At 72.6% G+C, this 4125-nt stretch carries 3 protein-coding genes; all 3 read left to right on the top strand.

Annotation, left to right across the window (positions count from 1 at the left end; translation table 11 throughout):
* Nucleotides 1–349 precede the first annotated feature (349 nt).
* The 3 genes from ABZZ04_RS39235 (at nucleotide 350) to ABZZ04_RS39225 (ending at nucleotide 3842) form a co-directional block, all read left to right on the top strand.
* Complete coding sequence (locus tag ABZZ04_RS39235; protein ID WP_356937023.1) at nucleotides 350–1189, top strand: TIM barrel protein; 840 nt, start codon at nucleotides 350–352, stop codon at nucleotides 1187–1189.
* 45 nt (nucleotides 1190–1234) lie between these two features.
* A complete protein-coding gene (locus tag ABZZ04_RS39230) occupies nucleotides 1235–2134 on the top strand; it encodes a 2-hydroxy-3-oxopropionate reductase (protein WP_356937022.1) in 900 nt (299 codons plus the stop codon).
* 250 nt (nucleotides 2135–2384) lie between these two features.
* Entirely contained in the window at nucleotides 2385–3842 is a 1458-nt protein-coding gene (locus tag ABZZ04_RS39225; protein ID WP_356937021.1) for a catalase, read from the top strand.
* Nucleotides 3843–4125: the final 283 nt, after the last annotated feature.

Below are 4125 nucleotides of genomic sequence, written 5' to 3'. Positions count from 1 at the left end.
CGCGGCGGCGGCGCGCACCGGGTCCGGCGCGGGCTCCGGGGTGCGGGCCGGGGCGGGGGCCACCGAGAGGGCGGCGCCGCCGATCAGTGCTCCGAGGACGGTGCGGCGGCTGGTGGCGTGGTTCATGCGGGACACCTCGCGTGGGGGTCGGTTGCGTCGGACGCACCGGCCACCCTGGCCCGCCCCGCACCCCCTCGGCAACCGGACCGATTCCGCCACGCCCCGCGCGATCCGCACGGCGGCGGCCGGCCCGAATTCCGGGCACCCCCTTGACAGCCTCCACACCGCCGGGCAATCTTCCATCACGTAGAAACTAACTTCCGCAATACGGAAGGAGCGCCGAACCCTCATGGGCTACCCGGACCAGCGCTTCGATGTGAACCTTTCGATCCTCTTCACCGAACTCCCGCTCCTGGAGCGCCCCGCGGCCGCCGCCGCGGCCGGCTTCACGGCGGTCGAGCTGTGGTGGCCCTGGATCGAGACCCCCACTCCGCCGCAGGCCGAGCTCGACGCCCTCAAGAAGGCGCTCGACGACGCCGGCACGCGGCTGGTGGGGCTGAACTTCTACGCCGGCCGGCTGCCCGGCCCCGACCGCGGCGCGCTCTCCGTGCCCGGCGCCGAGTCGGAGCGCTTCCGCGCCAACATCGAGGTGGCGGCCGACTTCGCCGCCTCGGTCGGCTGCCGGGCGCTCAACGCGCTCTACGGCAACCGGGTCGACGGCGTGGACCCGGCCGCGCAGGACGAACTCGCCCTGGAGAACCTGGTCCTCGCCGCCCGCGCGGCCGACCGGATCGGGGCGGTGCTCCTGATCGAGACCCTCAACGCGCCGGAGTCCCCGCACTACCCCCTGGTGAGCGCACCGGCCGGGATCGAGGTCGTCGACCGGGTCAACGCGGCGACCGGCCTCGGCAACGCGAAGTTCCTCCTCGACCTGTACCACCTGTCGATGAACGGCGAGGACCTCGACGAGGCCATCGAGCGGTACGCCGACAGGACCGGCCACGTCCAGATCGCCGACAACCCGGGGCGCGGCGCGCCCGGCACCGGATCGCTCCCGCTGGAGCAGCTCCTCGACCGGCTGGCGAAGGCCGGTTACGACGGCTGGGTCGGCCTGGAGTACAAGCCGGGCGACCGGCCGAGCGCCGAGGCCTTCGAGTGGCTCCCGGCCACCGCGCGGGCCGCCCGCTGAGGGCGGCCGCCCCCTCGTACACACGCTTATTCGGAAGGCACCCTCATGAGCAGCAATCTCCCCAAGGTCGCGTGGATCGGGCTCGGCATCATGGGCTCCCCCATGTCCGAGAACCTGATCGGGGCCGGGTACGACGTCACCGGGTACACCCTGGAGCGGGCGAAGGTCGACCGGCTGGTCGCGGCCGGCGGCACCGGCGCGGCCTCGGTCGCCGAGGCGGTCCGGGACGCCGATGTCGTCATCACGATGGTGCCCGCCTCCCCGCAGGTCGAGGCCATCGCCTACGGCCCCGACGGCATCCTGGAGAACGCACGCCCCGGCACCCTGCTGATCGACATGTCGTCGATCACGCCGCAGACCTCCGTGGACCTCGCGAGGAACGCGGAGGAAAAGGGCATCCGGGTGCTCGACGCCCCGGTCTCCGGCGGCGAGGCCGGCGCGATCGAGGCGGTGCTGTCGATCATGGTCGGCGGCGAGCGGACCGACTTCGAGCAGGCCGGACCGATCCTCCGGGCGCTCGGCAGGACCATCGTGCTGTGCGGTCCGCACGGCTCGGGCCAGACGGTGAAGGCCGCCAACCAGCTGATCGTCGCGGTCAACATCCAGGCGTGCGCCGAGGCCGTCGTCTTCCTGGAGAAGTCCGGGGTGGACCTCACCGCCGCGCTGGACGTCCTCAACGGCGGCCTGGCCGGCTCGACCGTCCTGACCCGCAAGAAGGACAACTTCCTCAAGCGGGACTTCGCCCCGGGCTTCCGGATCGACCTGCACCACAAGGACATGGGCATCGTCACGGACGCCGCCCGCAACGTCGGCGCCGCGCTGCCCGTCGGCGCCGTGGTCGCCCAGCTCGTCGCCTCGCTGCGCGCGCAGGGCGACGGCGGCCTGGACCACTCGGCGCTGCTGCGGGCGGTCGAGCGCCTGTCGGGGCAGCCCGTCCAGTCCTGACCGGGCGGGGCCGCGAGCCCGTCCGCCCGGACGCCCCCTCGCGAAACGCCCCGTCCCCCTCGACTTCCGGACGGCGTCGGCGCCGACACCTGTCCTGTCGCGCCCAGGCGCCGGCGCCGTCCGGAACACCTCACAGCCAGATTCAACAAACTGTTGACGCCGGGTTCGGGGCGTACTTACGCTCCTGGAGCCCTGAGCCGTCGCAGTTCAGCAACTCAGCAGCTCCCGTACGGAAGGTCGCCCCGACACCATGACGCAGCGTGTGCTTACGACCGAGTCAGGCGCCCCGGTCGCCGACAACCAGAACTCCGCCACCGCAGGCGTCGGTGGCCCGATCCTCCTCCAGGACCAGCACCTGCTGGAGAAGCTGGCCCGCTTCAACCGGGAGCGCATTCCGGAGCGCGTGGTCCACGCCCGCGGCTCCGGCGCGTACGGCTACTTCGAGGTGACCGACGACGTCACCGCCTTCACCCGGGCCGACTTCCTCTCCGAGGTCGGCAGGCGCACCGAGACGTTCATCCGCTTCTCGACCGTCGCCGACTCGCTGGGCGGCGCGGACGCGGTGCGCGACCCGCGCGGCTTCGCCCTCAAGTTCTACACGGACGAGGGCAATTACGACCTGGTCGGCAACAACACCCCGGTGTTCTTCATCAAGGACCCGATCAAGTTCCCCGACTTCATCCACTCGCAGAAGCGCGACCCGTTCACGGGCCGTCAGGAGCCGGACAACGTCTGGGACTTCTGGGCCCACGCCCCCGAGGCGACGCACCAGGTCACCTGGCTGATGGGCGACCGCGGCATCCCCGCCTCGTACCGCCACATGAACGGTTACGGCTCGCACACCTACCAGTGGACGAACGCCGCGGGCGAGGCGTTCTTCGTCAAGTACCACTTCAAGACGAACCAGGGCGTGCGCTCCCTCTCCGCCGAGCAGGCCGCCGAGCTGGTGGGCAAGGACGCCAACTCGCACCAGACCGACCTGCTGCAGGCCATCGAGCGCGGGGTGCACCCGTCCTGGACTCTGTACGTGCAGGTCATGCCGGCCGCCGAGGCCGCGGACTACCGCTTCAACCCGTTCGACCTGACCAAGGTGTGGCCGCACTCCGACCACCCGCTCCAGCGGGTGGGCCGGCTGGTGCTGGACCGCAACCCGGACAACGTCTTCGCCGAGGTCGAGCAGGCCGCGTTCTCGCCCAACAACTTCGTGCCCGGCATCGGCCCCTCCCCGGACAAGATGCTCCAGGGCCGGCTGTTCGCCTACGCGGACGCGCACCGCTACCGGCTCGGCGTCAACCACACCCAGCTCCCGGTGAACGCGCCGCGCACCGCCGTCGTCGACAACTACGGCCGCGACGGCCTGCACGCCACCCGCAACGGCTCGCGCCACGACAAGAACTACGAGCCCAACTCGTACGCGGGCCCCGCCCAGACCGACGCGGCGCTCTCCGCCCCGCTCGCGATCCACGGCTGGACCGGCACCCACGCGGCGCCCGCCCACACCAAGGACGACGACTTCTTCCAGGCGGGCGAGCTGTACCGGCTCATGTCCGAGGACGAGAAGGGCCGTCTGGTCGCCAACATCGCGGGCGGGCTCTCCCAGGTGACCCGCGACGACGTGATCGAGAAGAACCTCGCCCACTTCCGCGCCGCCGACGCCGACTACGGCAGGCGCGTGGAGGAGGCGGTCCGCGCCCTGCGCGAGGACTGACCCCCGGACCCTGCCCGTGCCGTGTACCCGGATGAGGGGTGGCACACCGCACGGGCAGGACGAGGCCGCGGCGGCGCGACGCCAGTGCGGTGGCGGAGGCCGGAGCGTCTCCTCGTCCCCTGACCTGAAGGGGACGGGGACGCACGGCCCGCTCGCCGCCGCCGCGGCCCCCGTCACTCCCCCGGCCGGGGGGGGGGGGGGGGGCCGGGGGGCGGGGGGGGGGCCCCCCCCCCCCCCGGGGGGACGGGCGCCGGGACCAGCGCGCAGGCCGATAACGCGCCCC

This window comes from Streptomyces sp. NPDC006435 (assembly GCF_040612315.1).
Lineage (GTDB): Bacteria > Actinomycetota > Actinomycetes > Streptomycetales > Streptomycetaceae > Streptomyces.
This window is presented reverse-complemented; position numbering and strand designations above follow the sequence as displayed.